The 19,857-nt window shown below is 66.9% G+C and carries 10 protein-coding genes; 2 read left to right on the top strand and 8 right to left on the bottom strand.

Annotated elements, in window-relative coordinates:
* Positions 1 to 26: 26 nt before the first annotated feature.
* The 6 genes from DESFRDRAFT_RS04955 to DESFRDRAFT_RS04930 are packed head-to-tail and all read right to left on the bottom strand — an operon-like array spanning position 27 to position 5,786.
* A complete protein-coding gene (locus DESFRDRAFT_RS04955; protein WP_005991752.1) occupies positions 27 to 1,199 on the bottom strand; it encodes a radical SAM protein in 1,173 nt (390 codons plus the stop codon).
* Positions 1,196 to 2,089, bottom strand: a complete 894-nt coding sequence (locus tag DESFRDRAFT_RS04950; RefSeq protein WP_005991751.1) for a radical SAM protein — start codon at positions 2,087 to 2,089, stop codon at positions 1,196 to 1,198. Before DESFRDRAFT_RS04950 ends, DESFRDRAFT_RS04955 begins: the two co-directional genes overlap by 4 nt.
* Positions 2,086 to 3,231, bottom strand: coding sequence for a glycosyltransferase family 2 protein (locus DESFRDRAFT_RS04945; RefSeq protein WP_005991750.1), 1,146 nt, complete (start codon positions 3,229 to 3,231; stop codon positions 2,086 to 2,088). Before DESFRDRAFT_RS04945 ends, DESFRDRAFT_RS04950 begins: the two co-directional genes overlap by 4 nt.
* Positions 3,228 to 3,938 (bottom strand): hypothetical protein, encoded by a 711-nt coding sequence (locus DESFRDRAFT_RS04940; protein WP_005991749.1) that lies wholly within the window; start codon positions 3,936 to 3,938, stop codon positions 3,228 to 3,230. The genes DESFRDRAFT_RS04945 and DESFRDRAFT_RS04940 overlap by 4 nt, the downstream gene beginning before the upstream one ends.
* Positions 3,935 to 4,642 (bottom strand): cytidylyltransferase domain-containing protein, encoded by a 708-nt coding sequence (locus tag DESFRDRAFT_RS20645; RefSeq protein WP_005991747.1) that lies wholly within the window; start codon positions 4,640 to 4,642, stop codon positions 3,935 to 3,937. The genes DESFRDRAFT_RS04940 and DESFRDRAFT_RS20645 overlap by 4 nt, the downstream gene beginning before the upstream one ends.
* On the bottom strand, positions 4,632 to 5,786 hold the full coding sequence (locus DESFRDRAFT_RS04930) for a glycosyltransferase (RefSeq protein WP_005991745.1): 1,155 nt from the start codon (positions 5,784 to 5,786) through the stop codon (positions 4,632 to 4,634). Before DESFRDRAFT_RS04930 ends, DESFRDRAFT_RS20645 begins: the two co-directional genes overlap by 11 nt.
* A 242-nt stretch (positions 5,787 to 6,028) precedes the next feature.
* Here DESFRDRAFT_RS04930 and DESFRDRAFT_RS04925 point away from each other — a divergent pair, with 242 nt between their 5' ends.
* Positions 6,029 to 6,859, top strand: coding sequence for a glycosyltransferase family 2 protein (locus DESFRDRAFT_RS04925; RefSeq protein WP_005991744.1), 831 nt, complete (start codon positions 6,029 to 6,031; stop codon positions 6,857 to 6,859).
* Entirely contained in the window at positions 6,856 to 8,082 is a 1,227-nt protein-coding gene (locus DESFRDRAFT_RS04920; protein WP_005991743.1) for a radical SAM protein, read from the top strand. Before DESFRDRAFT_RS04925 ends, DESFRDRAFT_RS04920 begins: the two co-directional genes overlap by 4 nt.
* A 156-nt stretch (positions 8,083 to 8,238) precedes the next feature.
* Here DESFRDRAFT_RS04920 and DESFRDRAFT_RS04915 read toward each other — a convergent pair whose 3' ends face one another.
* Together DESFRDRAFT_RS04915 and DESFRDRAFT_RS04910 are read right to left on the bottom strand one after the other, a co-directional pair.
* On the bottom strand, positions 8,239 to 10,269 hold the full coding sequence (locus DESFRDRAFT_RS04915; protein ID WP_005991742.1) for an O-linked N-acetylglucosamine transferase, SPINDLY family protein: 2,031 nt from the start codon (positions 10,267 to 10,269) through the stop codon (positions 8,239 to 8,241).
* Between the two features lie 104 nt (positions 10,270 to 10,373).
* A complete protein-coding gene (locus tag DESFRDRAFT_RS04910; RefSeq protein WP_005991740.1) occupies positions 10,374 to 19,562 on the bottom strand; it encodes a beta strand repeat-containing protein in 9,189 nt (3,062 codons plus the stop codon).
* Positions 19,563 to 19,857 lie beyond the last annotated feature (295 nt).

Raw genomic sequence — 19,857 nt, 5'->3', positions numbered from 1 at the left:
CCTGCCTGTCCTTTGCCGCCGCGTCCTCAATCGACGATCTTGTCCTGGGCGTCGATATAGTGCTTCGGATCGGTGATGGGCGCGGGCGTTTCGATGGGCGCGGCCTCGCCAAAGCCGAAAAACGAGGCGTAATCGCCGTGGAAGCCGTCGCAGATGCCCCGCGCGCCGCAGGCCTCGCAGGCCGGGGCGTACCTGTAGCCGCAGTGCTCCACGGCCCGGATGCGGGCGTTTTCCCGGTAGAGCTCCTCGGTCGTGAAACGCTCGGACACTTCGGCCGGGATGGCCCGGTACAGGGGCGAACGCAGGTTGGCCTCACGCAGGGTTATAAGCGGCGACAGCCCGCCGTCGCGCATGCGCTGGGGCTTCATGTCCGTCCAGGACCAGGAGGCGTAGTCCCACTCGTGGGAGTCGTAGGGGAGCTGCTGGAAATCGTAGATGTTTTTCCGATAGGCGTCCGGCACCTGGCACAGGGGGAAATAGCGCACGTTGGCCTCGATGCCGGCGCGCTCCAGGCTGTCCAGGGCCTTGACCAGGGGCGGCGTGACCTCGCCGTAGGCCGGCACGTCCTTGCGGGAACGCTCGCCGGTTTGCTGGTCCTCGAAGGGATTGAAGGCGATGAAATTGACCACCCGCGCCCCGACCTCGGCGGCAAGGGCGGCCACGGCGACAAGCTGCGGCAGGGCGGAACGCGTCAGCACGCAATTAAACCGCACCGGCAGCCCCACATCCAGGCAATTGGACAAGGCCTCCATCTGCTTCTTGTGCGCCCCGGGCACGCCGACCACGTCGTCGTAACTGTCCCCCAGGCCGTGGACGCTGACGAGCAGATCGCGCACGCCGGCCTCGACCAGACGCCGGCAGGACTGCCTATTGGCCAGGGCCAGACCGTTGGTGATGAGCGTCGGCGTCAGCCCGATGCCCGCGCAGTGCTCGCAGAGGCGCTCGATGCCCGGGAAAATGGTGGGTTCGCCGCCCTGGATGTCGATGGCCCGATTGTCGTAATGCCCGCGCAGCGTGTCGGCGATGGCGATCGCTTTTTCCAGGCTCATGAAAGGATGTTCGGGATGGTCCTTGGCTTCGATGCGCGTCTGGAAATAGCAGAACCGGCAGCGCAGGTTGCAGGTCTGGCCCAGCCAGACCACGCCGCGCCTGGTCAGGGAGCGCTGTTTCGTCGTGGGGAGGCGTGCCGGCGCGTTCATGTCCGGTCCTCCGTCGCCCCGGCCGCCTCCCCAGCCTCGAGACGCCGGGCGATGCGCGCCCGGCAGGCCAGTTCCTCGCCGCGCTCGATGTCGGACATGTACCAGTTGGGCCCCGGGTGCCAGTCGGCTTCCAGGCCGCCGTGGAAGACCTCCACCTTGCCGGCCGCCACCTTGGGCGAACCAAGGGCCGTGAGCCGGCGCAGGTTCCCCGGGCTCACGTCGTCGATGCCCTGCGCGCTCGGCCGGCGCGGCAGCGCGATGGCGCAGCCGCAATGCGGGCAGGCCTGCCGCATCTGCTCGTCGTAATCCCCGGGAACGCGCTTCCACCAGCCGGGCTCGACGGGCCAGCCGCCCGGGCCGCCGAAAAGCATGTCCAGGCTTGCGGCCACTTCGCAAAAAAAGGCGCCCTTGGGCGTGATGGAAGCCGACCAGTAGCGCTGCACCCAGCAGTCGTCGATGAGCCGCCACATTTTCTTGGGATCGGCGACGACTTCCCGCGCCGCCACCAGCACGGGCTGGTGCAGGATCTTGTCCAGGCTGTGGTCGTTAAACGACTGGTAGCCGAACACCTCGCGGATCAGCGTTCCGTATTTTTGGCCCAAGGCCTTCGGCACGGTGGACCACAAGCCCCGGCGTTTGCGGTCCGGGACGACCGAAGCCAGATATTCGGCCATGGCGGCGAAGTCCGGGTGCATAAGCGGTTCGCCGCCGATCATGCCGACGACGCCGGGAAAATCGGCCAGCGAATCAACGGCGCGCCGAAACGTGTCCATGTCCATGAAAAACGGCTCGCGATGATGCCCGACCAGCCGCGTGCAATTGGAGCAGCGGTTGTGACAGGCATTGGTCACGTCGATCTGGATGATCTGCATCCGCGAAAGGGGAATCATGTCGCCTGCCTCCCATCCGGTTGGGCTGTGCCGGGCCTGTCGCCCCGCGCCGCCGCGACCGGCAGAATCTTGAATTTCTCGCTGACCGGCGTGCGTGAGCGCGCCCAGGCGGCCCGCGTCGCCTGCCACAGGTAATGGGCTGTCGCGCGGGGAAAAATCTCGGGATACCGGGCCACCAGCTCCGGCAGCTCGGCGGGCCTTGCCAGACGCAAAAGGAACCGGACCAGTCCCTTGCCCATGAAGATGGGATAGAACAGGTCTCTGTTGTCGCACACGTGGCGGATGATGGTCTGCCGGAAAAGGTCGTGGGGCGGATGCTTGTCCAGATCGCCCACGCTGTTGATGTTGCCGAGCACCGGGTTGGAGCCGAAATTGTTTTTTCCGTGCCGGCGGTAGCAGCCGTGGATGGTGGGCACGAGGAGCGAATCGCCGAGCAGATGGCAGAAATGGGCGATGTAATAGTCCGCGCAGATGCGGAATGTGGTCCCGTCCCGGGGCATGACGCGCTCCACGGTGCTGCGCCGGAATACCATGGAGCTGGACGTGGCCCAGACCCAGAAGCCCTTCTGGAAGCTCGTCTGGCGCACGTGGCGGAAATAACCCTTGGACTGGTGGTCCATGTGCTGCCCGGCGATCACCTCGCCCGCGCCGTTTATCTGGTACTGGTTGGTGCTGGTCATGGCCACCGTGGCCACGGCGAGGTGCGCCCGCATGTGGGCGGTCAGGAAATCGGGCAACAGCACGTCGTCGGCGTCGAGCATGACCACGAAACTGCCCGTGGCCCGGGCCAGGCCGTGGCGGAAGGCCTCCATCTGGCCGCCGTTGGCCGGGCGCTCGATGAACCTGAAGCGTTCGGGCGCGGCGGCGCTGGCCAGAAACGCCCGCACCCGGGCCACGGAATCGTCCGTGGAGGCGTCGTCGACCACGATGCATTCCCAGTTGTCGTAGTCCTGGCCGGCCACGGAAGCCAGGCAGTCGGTGATATAGCGGCCGTAATTGTAGCTGGTGAGAACGAAGCTCACCCGGGGGCGCGTCACCGGGACGGCAAAAAGACGCGGATCCTCCAACGCCCCAGGTTGGACAACGGGCGACCCGGCCTCATCGGCATCGCGCGCGGCCGCGATCCTGTCGTGGATGTTCATCGCGCCGACTCCCCATCCCGGCCCCCTTGGCCCAATCGGTAGTCTTCCAGAAACGCGGCCAGGGAAACGTCCGCCTCCTCCCGCACCCGGAAACAGAAGATCTTGTCGCCGGGAAGCCCCGCCACCTTGGGGATGCCGGCAAAAGCCCGGCTCCAGTGGGTCAGGCAGGCCGGGGCCGGCCGGTGCAGTTGCGGGATCAGCTGGCGGTCCACGGTCTTGTGCAACCAGATCGGGAAAAACTCCCCGCCGCCGGCAACGTGGGCCATGAGCTGCGGATCGACGGGCCGCATAGGCAAAAGCCGCGCCGTCAGCGGGTCCTCGAGCAAAATATGGTACATCTTTTCCAGCATCCGTCCGCCTAAAAAGGGCATGTTCCAGGGCAAAAAAAAGGTCAGGTCGGCCTGGGTCCCGATTTCCAGGGTCAGGTCGAATTCCCGGGCCAGGTTCTGGCCCTCGATATTGAGAAAATTGAAGGGATGCCCCCGGAAAAACTCCGGGCAGGCCATGGTCCTGGCCCCGATCGCCTCCCCCGCCGCCGCGATCGCCGGCACGTCGGTGAGCACGCACAGCGCGTCCACGACCCCGCTTTCCCGGCAATGCCGCGCCGCCCGGGAAAGGATTCCCTCCCCGGCGAGTTGCCGGTCCCAGAGCGCGGCAAGGCCCGGCTCGAGCCAGGACAGGGCCAAAATGACGGCGGACGTATTCATGACGCCCCCTCTTCCCGCGCCCGGTCGGCCAGGTAATGCAGGGCAAAGGGGATGTCGTCCGCGTGCTGGAAGTCGAACCCCTCCCGGGGCGACACCTCGTGGTAGCGGGTGGCGATGTCGCCGGCATTGGGCATGGCCCGGTCGACCACGGCCGCGCCGACCATGCGGAAAAGCGGCGGGTTGGCGTCCGGCGTCCGGTCCGTGTCGTTCCAGACCGGAAAAAGCCGGCCGTTGGCGGGATGCTCCAGGCACAGCCCTCCGGCCACACGGCTGACGGCCTGGACGCGAAACACACGGCCCCGGCTCCGGCGCAAAAGATCGTACATGGTCCGCAGGCTCTCCGGCCGCAGGCACACGCAATTGCAATTGAGCGGCACCACAATGTCGTACGGCCGGCCCAGATGATCCGCGATCTGCCGGTCCTGGGTGCGGCTCCACTCGCCGGCGGTCCAGCTGCCGCCGAAATAATGCACCATGTCCTTGGGGCGCGGCAGGGCCACGGCCCCGGCCTCCCGGGCGATGGCCGCCAGTTCCGCATCCTCGGTCCAGACGAAGACCGTGTCGACAAAGCCCGCCCGCCGCAGGATGTCGATGGCCCAGGCCAGGACCGGCTTCCCGTGGAGCCGGAAAGCGTTTTTCCGGTAGAGGGTGGAGCCGCCGCCCCGGGCCATGATAAGCCCCACCACCAACGGATCAACTTCCATGGCGACAAGCCTCCGGTGTCGGTTGCGCTCCCGCGAAAAGCGTCCCCAGCCAATGGCGCAGCCGGCCGAGCCAGATGCGGCCCGGAACGGGCGGCGGCGGCACAAAGGCGGTCTGGGGCGGATCGATGACCATGAGCCGCGCGTCAAAGGGGCTGCGGTCATAGGCGAAGCGCGTCAGGCGAAACCGGACGTAGCGGCGCAAAAGCCCCCGGCCGCAGGGCGCGAACTTGTCCCCGTGCTCCGCCAGGATGCGGCGCATCTCGTCGTAGCGGGCCAGCCGGTAGAGCATGACCAGCAGGCCCTGGGGCCCGAAAATGGGTTTGAACCTGTCGTAATGGGCCAGCACATGGGCGATGATGGCCTGGCGAAAGGCGTCGTGGGGCGGATGCTTCGACACGTCGCCCAGGGCGTTTACGGCCCCGACCAGGGGGTTGGCGCTGAAATTGTTCTCCCCGTGGCGGCGGTAGCAACCGTGAATGGTGGGGATAAGGATGGAATTGCCGACCTGCTGGCAGAAGTGGGCGATGTAGTAATCGGCGCAGATGGGAAAGGATACGCCGGGCTCGGGCATGATCAGTTCGAGGGTGGCCCGCCGAAAGACCATGGAGCTGGCCGTGGCCCAGATCCACCAGGTTTTCTGGAAATCCTGCTGGGGCACGTAGCGGTAGAACCCCTTGGCCAGATGGTCGGGGTGGTCTCCGGCGATGACCGCGCCGGAGGCGTCGATCTGGTACTGGTTGCTGCTGGTAAAGGCCACGGCCTTGGTCCCGAGGTGCACGGCCATGTGGGTTTCCAGGAAATCGGGCAGCAACGCGTCGTCGGCGTCGCACATCATGACGAAGGGCCCCTTGGCCAGGGCCAAGCCGTCGCGGAAGGCCTCCATCTGCCCGCCGTTGCCGTCCCGCCGAACGTAGCGAAAGGGCGCCCCGCTCCCCGGCCCGGCCAGATAGGCGGTCAGGACCGCATGCGTGTCGTCCGTGGAGGCGTCGTCCACGATGATGCACTCCCAGGCCGTGTAGGTCTGGCCGCGCACGGACTCCAGGCAGGCGACGATGAACCGGGCGTAGTTGTGGCTGGTGACGATGATGGAAACGAGCGGCCGGACGACGCCGACGGCTTCCAATCTGGGATCGCATGCGAACATGTTTTCTTCCGGCTCTCCGACAAATACCCCGCGCCTTGCCCGGCGCGAAAATTTCCTTGCCCAAACATACGCCAGCCGGCTTCAGGGCGTAAAGCGCCGGCGGCCCTCCCCTGGACCACACCCCGCTTTATCCCGTACATCCGGGGAGGCGTCCGGCCCGCTACCGGGAAAAAACGGCCGTAATCCAAACCGCATGCGTCGATCATGCCAAACTTTCACCGGCCTTGCGAGGTGGCCGCCCCATGCCGCAACACGCCCCCTTTCCCACGGTGTCCGTGGTCGTGCCGGCCTACAACCAGGCCCGCTACCTGCGCCCCTGCCTGGATTCCCTGTGGTTCCAGGACTATCCGGCCCTTGAAATCGTGGTCGTGGACGACGGTTCCACGGACGACACCCCGGAGGAACTGGCGCACTTCCAGGACGACCTGGGAAATCTCCGGACCTCGTTCGCCAGCCGTTACGACGCGGACCGCGACGTCATCGAGCGGACCCGGCACCCGGTCTACCCCGCAGCAGGCCGCGCCTTGCGCCTCGTGCGCCACGAGCGCAACCAGGGCCTCGGCCAGACGCTCAATACCGGCATCGCCGCCTGCACGGGCGAGTACTGCACCTACGTGCCCTGCGACGACCTGGCCTATCCCCACATGCTGGCGAGCCTCGTCGCGGCGCTTACGGAAAGCGGCGCGGACTTCGCCTACGGCGACATGCACATCGTGGACGACGCCATGCGGGTGCTGCGCCGCTTCGCCCTGCCGGACTACGGCTTTACGGCCTGCTTCGGAAACTGGTACCTGCTTGGCGTGTGCAAGCTCTACGCGCGCGCCCTGCATGACCGCTGCGGCCTCTACGACCCGGCCCTCCTCGCCCACGACCACGACATGTTCCAGCGCTTCGCCCTGGCCGGGGCGCGCTTCGTCCACGTGCCGCAAGCGCTCATGGCCGTGCGGGACCATCCCCAAAGCCGGCGGGTGGATATCCACGCCCCGGACAACTGGGCCAGGCTTCTGGAAGAGTCCAAGGAACTCGTGCGCCAAGCCCGGGCGGCCGTGGACAAGGGGGATGTCGCGCCATGACCTTTCCCGGCGTCGCCTTCCATACGCCAGGGCGCCTCGGCCGAGGCGCGGTGCTTGACCTGGGGCTTGCCTGCCCCCACTCCTGCGCCTTCTGCTATTACAGTTTTCTCGACGGCGGGCCGGAACAATTTGCCGCCCTGCGCCGGGCCAGGATGCGCGATACCGCCTCGTGCATCGCCATCGTCCGGGCCATTGCCGCCAATGGGCTGACCCATCTCGACATCACCGGCGGCGAGCCGACCGTACACAAGGGACTCGTGGAGATCGTGTCCGAAGCCGTTGCCGCCGGGCTGGCCGTGCGCTGCATCACCCTCGGGCAGTTCCTTTTGCGCAAGCGCGACGGGCGCAGGCTCCTCGACCGGCTTCTCGAAGCGGGCCTGACCGACCTGCTCTTTTCGCTCCATGCCGCCGACGCGGACGCCTTTGCCGCCACCTGCGGCGGGTCCCTGCCCACCCTGCTTGCGGCCATGGACGCCCTGGACGCGCGCGGCTTCCAGTACGCCTGCAACACGGTCATGCTGGAGCGAAACCGCCGCACCCTCCCGGCCATCGCCCGGCTGGCCGTCTCCCGGGGCGTCTACGCCGTCAACTTCATCGCGTTCAACGCCTACCATGCCTGGCGCGGCATGGAGCAAGCCGCCGCCCTGGCCGCATCGTACACGAAAATCAGCCCCTATCTGGAAGAAGCCGTGGCGATCCTGACCGAAGGCCGGGTCGCGGCCAACATCCGCTACGTGCCGCTGTGCGCCTTTCCGTCCCTGGCGGCGCATGTGGTCGGGGTCCTCGGCGTGCCCTACGACCCCTACGAATGGCGCAACCGCTGCCTCAACCACGACCGGCCGCCGGCCTACTGCGCCGAGCCCTTGCCAATTCCGGAAGAAGGCGTGCGCCCGGTCCATGCCTTCTCCCCGCTCGCCGAAAAACTCCCCGACGGCACCGCGCTTTGCGGCATGCGCGGCGACCGCTTCAAGCTCTTCCCGGCCCAGTGCGCCGACTGCCCGGCCCGAAACGCCTGCGACGGCGTGGACCCGGTGTACCTGGCCCGCCACGGCGCCTCGGAACTCGCGCCCATCCCCGAAACAACCGCCGGGCCGCTGCTCAAAAAACGCCTGGGCTACCGCCCCGCCTTTCTGGTCAAGACCAGCCCCGACGCCGACATGCGCGGGGCTATGGGAGAGGAATGGGGGGGAGGAAAAAAGGGACCTGGGGGGAAACCTTTCTGAAGAAAGGTTCTCCCCCCAGGTCCCCCTTCCAAAGACTTTCAATAGAATTCAGTTTTTACGGTGAAATACATCCCCGTTAAGAAATTTAGGAAGGGGAGAGCGCGAGAGGGGAGAACCCTTTTTAAAGGGTTTCCCCTCTCGCACCCTCTTCCCTACCTAATGCTCTTCAATTCCCGGGAATTTCTCAACATCGGTAACGAGTCTACGGTCGCGGGCAAGGGGGCGCAGCCGGTGGCGTTTGGCGAGCTGTTCCGACCACCAGCCGTGGTAGTCCCCGAGGGATTGCACATCCTGGGCTTCGTGGTCCATGCGGGTGGCGACTTCCAGGTAGGCGTCGAGATTGGTCAGGTCCGGTCGCGGCAGCCGGTCGGCTGTAAACGCCTCGAAGGCCTGGGCGTAGAGCTCTTCGAGCTTGCTTACAAGCAGCGGCATGTCGAAGAGCACGCAGGAGTCATGGACGTCGCCCAGCTTTTCCCGCACGGCCCGCAGGGATTGCGGGTCCTTGCCGAAGGCCACGGCCCGCTCGACGAAGGCTTCGGGCGTTTCGCACACCATCTCCGGCAATCCGGCCGCGCGCACCAGGCTGCCGCAGACCCGGGAGGCGAACGACCGGCCGCTTAAGGTCAGGACCGGCACGCCCATCCAGAGCGCGTCCGAGGCGGTGGTATGCGCGCCGTAGGGCGTGGTGTCCAAAAAGAGGTCCGCCAGGGGATAGCGGGCCAGGTGGTTCGGATTTTTGACCTTGGGCGCGAAAACGATCCGCTCCCCGGCGATGCCGCGCCCGGCGGCGTAGTCGCGCAGCCGTTTCTCCACCGTCTCGGAACTGCCGAGCAGCCACAGCACGCTTCCCGGCACTCCGGCCAGGATTGAAAGCCAGCGGTCGAAGGTGAACCGGTGCACCTTGTGCAGGCCGTTGAAGCAGCAATAGACCATGCCCTCTTCGGGCAGCCCCGCTTCCGCCCGGGTGGGACGCTCCGGGGCGACGGTCCTTGTCCGGTTGCTCGGCTGGTAGCACGGCAGGCGCAGGACCTTCTCCGTATAGTAGAGTTCGTGATTTTCCGGGATGATCCAGTCGTCGGCGATGATGTAGTGATGGTACGGGCTGGCCATGGTGCCGGGATAGCCGAGCCAGTTGATGATGACCGGCGCGGGGCGCAGGGCCACGAGCTTCAGGCGCGCGTCCCGGGTATAGCCGTTGCAATCGACAAGAACCTGGATGCCGTCGTCCACGATCTTCCGGGCCGCCGCGGCGTCGTCCATCTGGCTGATAGAGGTCCAATGGTCGGCGTCGCTCTTGTATTTCCCGTGCAGGCCGTCGTTCGTCTCGATGCCGCAGTAGTAGGCGTGGACCTCCACCTTGCTCCTGTCGTGGAGCCCGAAGATTTCGGTCATGAGGTAGCCCATGGCGTGTTCGCGCATGTCCGAGGAAAGGTAGCCGATGCGCAACTTCCCGGTCTTCTCCATGGCCTTGGGCCAGGAAAAATGCGCCCCTTCGGGCAGGCCGACGTCGAGCAGGTTGTACCTGGCGGCGACGGCCAGTTGCAGGATGGGGTCGTCGGCAAAGGCCCCGGCGGAAAGGGGCGACATGCCTTCGAGGAGCAGCGTGGGGTCCACCCGTTCCGAGGGCAAAAGCACCGGCCATTCGCATTGCCGCTGCCTAAGCGCGATCAGATGCTGGACGACCTCCCGCTGTTGGCGGTCGAGCTGCAGGCTTTCGCGCAGCATGTTTTCCGCGCTCTCGTCCTGGTTGAGCGCTTCGAGCGCCCGGGCGCTCTGGTTGAGGGCCGTGGTCTTGTGCATGACCGCCGTGCCGGTCACGGCCCCCATCTTGGCCAAACCGGCCGACCATTGGATGACGGCCAGGCCGATCTTGCCCTGCCGCTCGTAGATGCGCCCGAGATTGATATAGGCCGGCATGAACTCCGGGTGCAGGGCGATGGCCTGTTCGAGGCTCTCCTGGGCCGCGTCCAGTTTGCCGACGTCCTGGAGCGCGACGGAATAGTTGAAGAGCACCGCGTAACGCAGCGGATCGTCGGGATGATGCCCCAGCCAGGCGGCGTAGACCGTCTCGATCGAGGCCGTCTGTCCGCTGTGCTTGAGGGTTTCCGCCGTCTTGATGAGGTCGGTGACGCTAAACGAGGCCGCCATGGAGGTCAGGAGCGCCGGAGAAAGAATATCGTTGGTCATGATGATGCCGCCTGCATGCTTGCGAGGTGTAGGGTGATGCCGTCAGCCCCGATGCGGGCGACGCCGTCCGAAGTAACGGCGTCGCGTCATGCCGGGACCGTTGTTTAAGCCTTGGCGTTTTCCACCGCTTCAAGCTGTGCTTCCGTCATAGAAGCCAATTGCGTCGTCGTAAAGGCATTGAGCTGGGTTGCGTTGAGCGCGTCGATCTCCTCCGTGGTCAGGGCCGCGATGGTCGTGGTCGAGAGCCTGGAGATGGTGGTCGTGGTCAGGCCGCCGAGCTGCACCCCGGACAGGGAGCCGATCTGGGTCGCGGTCAGGGAACCGAACTGTTCGGCGCCCATGGCCCCGATCTGGGTGGAGCTGAGGATGGCCAGCTGGGCCGCCGTGAGGTTCCGCATTTCGGTGGCGGTCAGGCTGGAGATCTGGGTTTCGTCCATGGATGCGACCTGGGTCGTGCTGAGCGCTTGCAACTGCTCGGTGCTCAGCGACCGCAGCTGCACGCGGTTGAAGCCGTCGATCTGGGTCGTGGTCAGGGCCGCCATCCGCGTGGTCGACAGACTGTCGATCTCGGTGGTGGTCAGCGCCCCGATCTGGGTGGAGGTCAGCGCCGCGAACTGGGTGGTGGACATGTCCGCGATCTGCGTTTCGGTCAGTCCCTTGATGCCGTAGATCGACAGGGCCGCGATCTGGCTGACGGACAGGGCCGCGAACTGGGTATCGGTCAGCGCCCCCACCTGGGTCGCGGTCAGGCCGCCCATCTCGGTCGTGGTCAGCATCTTCACCTGCTCGGTGGTCAGGCTGGCCAGCTGGGTGGCGGAGAGGCCGGAGACGCCGGTTTCGGAGAGGCTCTTGAACTGGGTCGCGGTCAGGCTGGACAGCTGCGTCGTGCTGAAGCCGGCGATGGCCGTGGCGGCAATGGCCCCGATCTGCTCGGTGGAGAGCGCCGCCAGCTGGCTGGTGGACAGGCTGGACAGCTGGGTCGCGGTCAGGCCGGAGATGCCCGTGGTCGAAAGCGCCGCCAGCTGCCTGGTGGTCAGTTCGTCGATCTGGGTCGTGGACAGAGCCGCGACCTGCGAGGACGTGAGCCCCGAGAGTTCCGTGGTGGTCAGGACCGCAAGCTGCTTGGCCGTCAGGCTGGCGATGGCCGTGGTCGACAGCGCCCCCATACCGGTGGCCGAAAGGCCGCTTAACTGGGTGGTGGACAGGGCCGCGATGCCCGTGGCCGTGAGTCCCGAAAGCGCCGTGGTCGAAAGCGCCGCCATTTGCGTGGTCGAAAGCGCCGCCAGCTGCTGCGGGGACAGGGACGCGATCTGGTCGGCGGTCAGGCCGGAAACGCCCGTGCTCGACAGGTCCGCGATCTGGGTCGGGGTCAGCGCCGAAAGCTGGGTCGTGGACAGGGCCGCGATCTCGGAGGACGTCAGGCTCGCGACCTGGGTCGTGGAGAGCGCCGCCAGGCGGGTCGCGGACAGGGAGCCGACCTGGGTCGGGGTCAGCGCGCCGATCTGGGCCGCGGTCAGGGCCGCGAACTGCTTGGAGTCGAGCGCCTCAAGCTCGGTCGCGGTCAGGCCCGAAACGGCCGTGGTGGAGAGGTGCGCGACCTGGGTCGTGGTCAGCGCCGAAAGCTGCGTCGCGGTCATCGTCGCCAGCTGGGTCGCGGTCAGGCCCGAAACCTGGGTGGTGGTCAGAGCCGCCGTCTGCGTGGTCGAAAGCGCCGCCAACTGGGTTTCGGTCAGCGCGCCGATCTGGGTCGTGGTCAGCCCGGCCAGCTGGGTCGCGGTCAGCCCGCTTATCCGCGCGGCGCCAAGGGCCGCGACCTGGGTCGTGGTCAGCCCGGCCAGCTCGGTCGTGGTGAGCGCCGCGAACTGGCTTTCGGACAACCCGGCCAGCTGGGTCGCGGTCAGCCCGGCCATGGCCGAGGCGGCAAGGGACGCCACCTGGGTGGTGGAAAGCGCGGCAAGCTGGGTCGTGGTCAGCGCGGCCAGCTGGGTGGAGGTGAGCCCGCCCATCTCGGTGGCCGTCAGCTGTCCCAACCGGGTGGTGGTCAGGGACGAAAGCTGGGTCGTGGTCAACGCGCCGATCTGGGTCGTGGTCAGCGCCGCCAACTGCCGGGTGGTCAGGGAGTCCAGCTCGGTCGGCGTGAGCCCGGCCACGGCCGTGGTGGAAAGCGCCGCCACCTGCCTGGTGGACAGGGCGGCGAGCTGCTCGGCGCCGAGCGCCCGCACCGCGTCGCTGGTCAGCGCCCCGACCTGGGTGGTGGTCAAGGCCGCCGTCTGGGTGGCGGAAAGCGAGGCGATCTGGGTCGCGGTCATGGCCGCGATGGCGGTCGTGGTCAGCGCCGCCAGCTGCGCCACGTCCAGGACGTCCAGCTGGGTCGTGGTCAGGGCCGCGGCCTGGGTGGCGGTCAGACCGCCGATCTGGGTCGCGGTCAGCGAGGCCAGAAGCGTGGTGGAAAGCGAGGCGATGTCCTCGGCCGAAAGCCCCCGCACGGCGGCCACGGAGAGCGCGGTCAACTGGCTTTCCGACAGGGCGGCCAGCTGGTCGGCGGTCAGGGCCGTGATCTGGGTGGCGGAGAGGCCGCCGATCTGGGTCAGGCTCAACTGGGAGATCTGGGTCGCGGACAGCGCCTGCATCTGGGATTCGGTGAGCCCCGCGATCTGGGTCGAGGTCAGGGCCGAAAGCTGTTCCGGGCTCAACGCCGCCAGTTCGGTCGTCGTCAGGCCGCTTATGGCCGTCTCGGAGAGCGCCGCCATCTGCGTGGCGGACAGGGCGGCCAGCTGCGTCGTGGACAGGGAAGCCAGCTGGCTTCCGGTCAGGGCGGAAATCTCGGTGCCGGTCAGGGCGGCCATCTGGGTCGCCGCAAGCCCGGCCAGGGCGGTGGTGGTCAGGGCGCCGATGGCCGTTTCGGAAAGGGCCGCCACCTGTTCCGTGGAAAGCCCGGCCAACTGGGTCGAAGTCAGGGACGCCGCCTGGGAGGCCGTCAACCCGGCCATGGCCGTGGCGGTCAGGCTCCCCCACTGGGTCGCGGCCAGGGAATCAAGCTGCGTGGTGGAGAGCGCCGCCAGCTGCGCGGCAGTCAAGGCCGCCAGCTGCCTGGGCGAAAGCGCCGCGATCTCCGTTTCCGTCAGGCCGCTTATGGCCGTGGTGGAAAGCGCCGCCACCTGGCTGCCGGTCAGCCGTTCCAGCTGGGTTTCCCGCAACGCGCGCACCTGGCTCGAGGTGAGGCTGGCCATGGCGGTCGTGGTGAAGGCGTCGATCTGCGTCGTGGTCAGGGCCGCGATCTGGCGGGTGGTCAGGTCGCCGATCTGGGTCATGGAAAGCGCCCGGATCTGGCTCGTGGTCAGGGCTTCGATCTGGGTTTGCGTCAGCGAGGCGATCTGGCTGTCGCTTAACGCCGCGATCTCGGTGGAGGAAAGCGCCGCCACCTGTTCCGTGGAAAGCGAGGCCACCTGGGTGGTGGTCAGGCCGTGTATGGCCGCGGCGGAAAGCGCCGCCACCTGCTCGGTGGAAAGCGAAGCCAGCTGGTCGGCGGTCATGGCCCCGAGCTGGGTCGCGGCCAGGCCGGCCAGGGTGGTGGTCGAAAGCGCGGCCAGCTCGGTCGTGGTCAGGGACGCGATCTGGCTGGTGGTCAGGGCCGAAAACTGGGTGGACGTCAGCGCGGAAAGCTGGGTGCCGGACAGGGAGGCCATCTGCGTGGCGGACAGGGCCCTCAGCGTGGTCGTGGACAATCCCGCGATCTGCGTGGAGGAAAGCGCCGCCAGCTGCTGCGGGGACAAGGCGGCGAATTCGTCGGCCGTCAGGCCGGCCATGGCGGTCGCGCTCAGGGCGGCCAGTTGCGTTGTGGCGAGCGAGGCGATCTGGTCCGTGCCCAGGGCGGCCAGCTGCGTGGAGGACAAAGAGGCCAACTGGGTCCTGGTCAGGGCCGAAAGCTGCGTCGCGTCGAGGCCGGTAAGCGCCGAGGCGACAAACGCGCTGATCTGCGCCTCGGTCAGGGCCGCGATCTGCTTCGTGGTGAATTCGCCGAGATCGGTGCTGGAAAGCGAGGCGACCTGGGTCGTGGAAAGCGAGGCGATCTGGGTCGTGGTCAGCCTGGCGATCTGGGTCGCGTCGAGGCCGGAGACGCCGTCGCCGCTCAAGGCCGCGAGCTGGGTGGTGGAAAGCGAAGCCAGCTGGGTGGTGGTCAAGGCCGCCGCTTCGGTGGTGGTGAAGGCTGCCAGCTGGGTGGCGGTCAGGCCCCGAAGCTGGCTGGTCGCCAGCGAGGCGATCTGGGTCTCGGAAAGGCCGGCAAAGGCCTTCGTGGTCAGCGCCCCGATCTGGGTGGAGGAAAACCCCGAAAGCTGGGTGGCGGAAAAAGCGGCCATGTCCGTCGCTTCAAGGCCGCTTACGGCGTCGGCGGAAAGCGCGGCCAGTTGGGTGGAGGAAAGGGCCGCAAGCTGGGTGCTTTCCAGGGCCGCGATTTCCTCGCCGGTGAGCCCCCCGAGCTGGGTGGTGGTCAGGGCGGCCATCTGCGTGACGGCCAGCCCTTCCAGAGCGGTTTCGGAGAGCGCCGCGAACTGGGTCGGGGTCAGGGCCGCAAGCTCGGTCAGGGTCAGTTCGGATACATCCGTGCTGGTGAAGCCGGCGATCTGGGTGGCGGTCAGCGCGGCCAACTGGGATGAGGTCAGGGCCGCGACCTGGGTCCGGGTGAGGGAACTGACGCCGGTGCTGGAAAGCGACGCGATCTGGGTGGTGGTCAGGGAGGCCAGCTGCGTGTCCGTCAGCGAGGCAAGCGTGGTCGTTGTCAGCGCGTTGAGCTGGGTCGCGGCCAGCCCGCGAAGCTGGGAGGTTTCAAGCGAGGCGATCTGGGTCGCGTCGAGTCCGGTCAGGGCGCTCGTGGTCAGGGCCGCGATCTGGCTGGAGGAAAGCCCGTCAAGCTGGGTCGTGGTCAGCGCGGCGAGCTCGGTCTTGCTGAGGCCGCCGATGGCTTCGGTGGAAAGCGCCGAAAGCTGGGTGGAGGAAAGCGCCGAAAGCTGGGTCGTGGAAAGGGCCGCGATCTCCGTGGCGGTCAGCCCCGAAAGCTGGGTGGACGTCAGGGCCGCAAGCTGGGTCGCGGTCAACCCTTTCACGGCCTCTTCGGACAGGGCCGCGAGCTGGGTGGACGTCAGGGCCGCCAGTTCGGTCAGGCTCAGCTCGGACACGTCCGTGCTGGTGAGCCCGTTTACCTGGGCCAGGGAAAGCCCGGCCAACTGCCGCTCGCTCAAGGAGGCGATCTGGGTGGACGTCAGGGCGCTGACCGCCGTTGCGGTCAGTCCCCGCAGCTGGGTGCTGGTCAGGGCGGAAAGCTGCTCGCCAGTCAGGGCCCGGACTTCCGTTTCGGTCAGCGCGCCCATCTGGGTCTGGCTCAGGCCGTGTAGCTGGGTGGTGGCGAGGGAGGCGATCTGGGTCTCGGAAAGGCCGGCCAGGGCGGTTGTGGAAAGCGCGGACATCTGCCCGGCCGTCAACCCGGCCAACTGCTCCGTGGTCAGCGCGGCAAGCGCGTCGCGGCTAAGCCCGCTTATCGCGCTGGTCGCAAGCGACGCCACCTGGGTGGTGGAAAGCGCGGCCAGTTGCGACGTCTCCAGGGAATTGAGCTGGGTCGCGGTCAGGCCCTTGGCCTGCCTGGCGGTCAGCGCCGCGATCTCTTCCGTGGTCAGCCCCTGCAGGGCGTCGGTGGAAAGCGCGGACAGCTGGGTGGAGGAAAGCGACGCAAGCTCGGTCAGGGTCAGTTCGGCCACGTCCGTGCTGGTCAGCCCGCTGATCTGGGTGGGGGTCAGGGCCGAGAGCTGGGTTTCGGACAGGGCCGCCATCTGCGTCGACGTCAACACGCTCAGATTCGTGCCGCTTAAGGCCTTGGTCTGGGCCAGGGTCAGGGCCGCGAGCTGCTCCGTGGACAGCGCGGCGGCCACCGTGGTCGTAAGGCCGGCCACCTGGGTCGTGGTCAGGGCGCGCAGCTGGGTCGTGGAAAGAGCCGCGATCTGCTCCGAGGCCAGACCGTGAAGCGCCGTGGTGGTCAGGGAGGCAAGTTGGGTCGTGGTCAACGCCGCCAGTTGGGTGTCGGCCAGCGCCCGCATCTGGGTCGCGGTCAGGCCGCTTGCGGCGGTGGTCGAAAGGGCCGTGAGCTGAGTGGTGGTGAGCGAGGCGAGCTGCGTGGCGGAAAGCGCCTCGCTCTGGGTCTTGCCCAGGCCCCGCAGCTGGGTCGTGGTCAGCGCGGCCAGCTGCTCGCTCGAAAGCGCCTCAATGGCCTCCGCGCTCAGGGCGCCGATCTGGGTGGACGTGAGGGCGGAAAGCACCGTGAGGGTCAGTTCCTTCATGTCCGTGGCCGAAAGTCCGCTTATCTGGGTGGCGGAAAGGGCCGCGATCTGGGTGGACGTCAGGGTGGCGAGCTGGGTGGCGGTCAGTTCGCTTACGCCCGTGCTGCTCAGTCCCCTGATCTGCGTCACGGTCAGGGAGGCAAGCTGTTCGGCGGTCAGGTCGCCCACCGCCGTGGAGCTGATCGCCGCGAGCTGGGTGGCGGTCAACCGGGAAAACTGGGTCACGGAAAGGCTCGAAAGCTGGGTGCCGTCCAGGGCCGCGATTTGCGTGGTCTTGAGGGCCGAAATCTGCGTGGTGGCCAGCATGGCCAGTTGCGATTCAGAGAGCGAATGGATCTGGTCGGCGGTCAGGGCCGCGATCTGGGTCGTGCGAAGCGATCCCATCTGCTCGGCGGAAAGCGCCTCGAGCTGATCCTCGCCAAGGGCCCGGATGGCCGTTGTGGTAAGGCTTCGCAGCTGGGTGGAGCTCATCGCCGCCAACTGGGCGTCGGTCAGGGCGGCCGCCTGCGTGGCCGTCAGGGCCTCGATCTCCGTGGTGGACAGCGCCGCGATCTGCGTGGTCGTCAACTGCGCGATCTGGTCCTCGCCAAGCCCCTTGATGCCGGCGGCGGAAAGCCCCGCGAGCTGGGTGGTGGTCAGGGCCGCGAGCTGCTCGTCCGTGAACCCGGACACGGCCGAGGCGGTCAGGGCGGAAAGCTGCGTCGCCGAGAGCGCGGCCAGCACGGTCAGGCTCAATTCACTGATGTCGGTGCTGGTGAGGGCTCGCAGCTGGGTGGTGGTCAGGCTGGCCAGCTGGGTTGCGGTCAGCGCCTCGAGCTGCGTCGTATCGAGCTGGCTTATGGCCGCGCCGGTCAGTGCCTTGAGCTGGTTGAGGCTCAGCGACGCCAGTTGGGTTTCGTCCAGGGATTCGATGACGGTCCGCGAAAGCGACGCGATCTGCACCGTGCTCAGGCCGTCGATCTGGGTGGTGCTCATGACCTCGATTTCGGCGGCGGTCAGGCCCTTCAGTTGGACCGTGCTCATGGCGCCGAGCTGGGTGGAGCTCAGGGCGGCGAATTGCTCGGTGGACAGATTGCCGATGTCCGTGCTGCTGAGGCCCCGAATCTGGGTCGTGGTCAGCCCGGCGATCTGGGTGGTGGTCAGGGCGGCGAGCTGCGTGTCGGCCAGCGCCCCGATCTGTGCGCTGGTAAGCCCGGCCATCTGGGTGGCCGAAAGCAGGGCCACCTGCTCTTCGCTCAGCCCGGCCAGGGCGGCGGCGGTGATGTACTTGATCTGGGTCGCGGTCAGCGCCGCCAGCTGGGCCAGACTCAGTTCGCTGATGTCGGTGCTGGTCAGCGCCCTGATCTGGAGGGTGGTCAGGGCGGCCACCTGGGCGATGGACAGGACCGTGAACTGCTCGCCGCTCAGGCTGCTGATGGATGCGCCGGTGAGCCCCCGCAGCTGGGTGGTGGTGAGCGAGGCGAGTTGGGTTTCGGTCAGGGCCGTGGCGGCCGTGGTCGTCAGGGAAGCCAGCTGGGTCGGGGTCAGCACGCCGGTCTGGGTCGTGGACAGATACCGGATCTGATCCTCGGTCAGGCCGCGCAACTGCGCGCCTTGGATAACCGACAGCTGCCCGGTGGTCAGGGCCTGTATCTGGGCCGTGGACAGATACGAAATACCCGTGGCCGTCAGCCCGACGAAGGCCGTGGGGCTGATGGCGGCGATCTGGGTGGTGGACAGGGCCGCGATCTGCGTTTCGGCGAGGGAGGCAAGTTCCGCCTTCGTCAACCCGGCGATCTGGGTTTCGGTCAACGACGCGATCTGCTCCTCGCTCAAGCCCTTGATGGCCTCCGCGTTCAGGGACGCGAGCTGCGTCGACGATAACACGGCCAGGTCCTCCGGGGACAACTCGGCGATATCGGTTCTCGTCAACCCGCTGATCTGCTTTTGCGTCAGCGCCGCGAGCTGGGTTTCGCTCAAGGCCTCGAACTGCGTCATGGTCAGCACGCTGACGCACTTGCTGTTGAGGCCCTGGATCTGGGTCTCAGTCAGCGACGCCAACTGGGTTTCCGTCAAGACGGCGGCCTGGGTCGTTTGCAGGTATGCCAGCTGGGTCGCGGAGAGGCCGGCCAGCTGGGTCGTGGTCAGGGACGCCACCTGTTCCGTGGTCAGATACTTGATCTGCGCGTTGGTCAACGTCCCGATCTGGGCCTGGGACAAGGCGGCGATCTGGGTATCGGCCAGACTGGTGACGATTTCCCGCGTGAGCCACTTCAGGGACGTAAGGTCCAGGGCGGCGATATTTTCCGCCGACAGAAACGCCAGCTGGGTCGTCGTCAGGGAGGCGAGCTCGGTCATGGTCAAGGCGGCCGCCTGGCTGACGGACAGACTCGCGATCTGCTCGGTGGTGAGGCACTTGAACTGGTAGCCGGTCAGGGAGGCGATCTGCGTCGTGGAAAGCGCGGCGACCTGGGTGGTGGAGAGCGACGCGACGCACGTGGTGGAAAGGTAGGCGATCTGCTTCGGGGTCAGCGCGCCAAGCTGCGTCGCATCCAGGGCGGCGACCTGCGTCGTGGCGAGGGAGGCGATCTGGGTCGCGCGCAGGGCGGAAAGCTGCGTGGAGCTCAAGGAGGCGATCTGCGTGGGCGTGAACGCCGCGACCTGGGCCCGCGTCAGTTCGGTGATGTCGGTTTCGGTCAGCCCGGCAAGCTGCGTGGAGGTCAGGGAGGCGATTTCCGTGGTGGTGAAGGTCGACACCTGGGCCCGGCCCAGGCCGGAAAACTGCTCGGCGCTCATGAACATGATCTGGTCCACGGTCAAGGCGGCGGCCTGGGCCGCTGTCAGCCAGGACATTTCCGTCGTGGTCAGGGCCGCGACCTGGGTCGCCAGCAGCGAGGAAAAACCGGTGGCGGACAGGCTGCGAAGCGCGGTCCTGGACAGATGCGAGATTTCCTCTGCGCTGTACGAAGAGATCAGTGATACAGTCACGTTGGATTTCTCCTTGCCTTTCGTATTTCCCGACGGCGATGCGCCGCCCGACTTGCCTTGTTGCCGCCATGGCCTTGGATGCCCAAAGCCGACACGCAGGAAAATTCTTCCCTTCGAAGGTTACAATGCAAACATCAATCCATATATTGTTAAATAAAATTATATAGTTGTAACTACAGCAAAACGGTCGGGCTGCAAAAATTGCCGATTGGTAAGGTTCGCCGTGGGCGGCGGCAGAAAAAATGAAAGGAAAGGGAAGGAAACGCGTCACGACCGGATCGCGGCCAGTATCCCG

Origin of the sequence: Solidesulfovibrio fructosivorans JJ] (assembly GCF_000179555.1) — a bacterium.
GTDB classification, from domain to species: Bacteria; Desulfobacterota; Desulfovibrionia; order Desulfovibrionales; family Desulfovibrionaceae; genus Solidesulfovibrio; species Solidesulfovibrio fructosivorans.
This window is presented reverse-complemented; position numbering and strand designations above follow the sequence as displayed.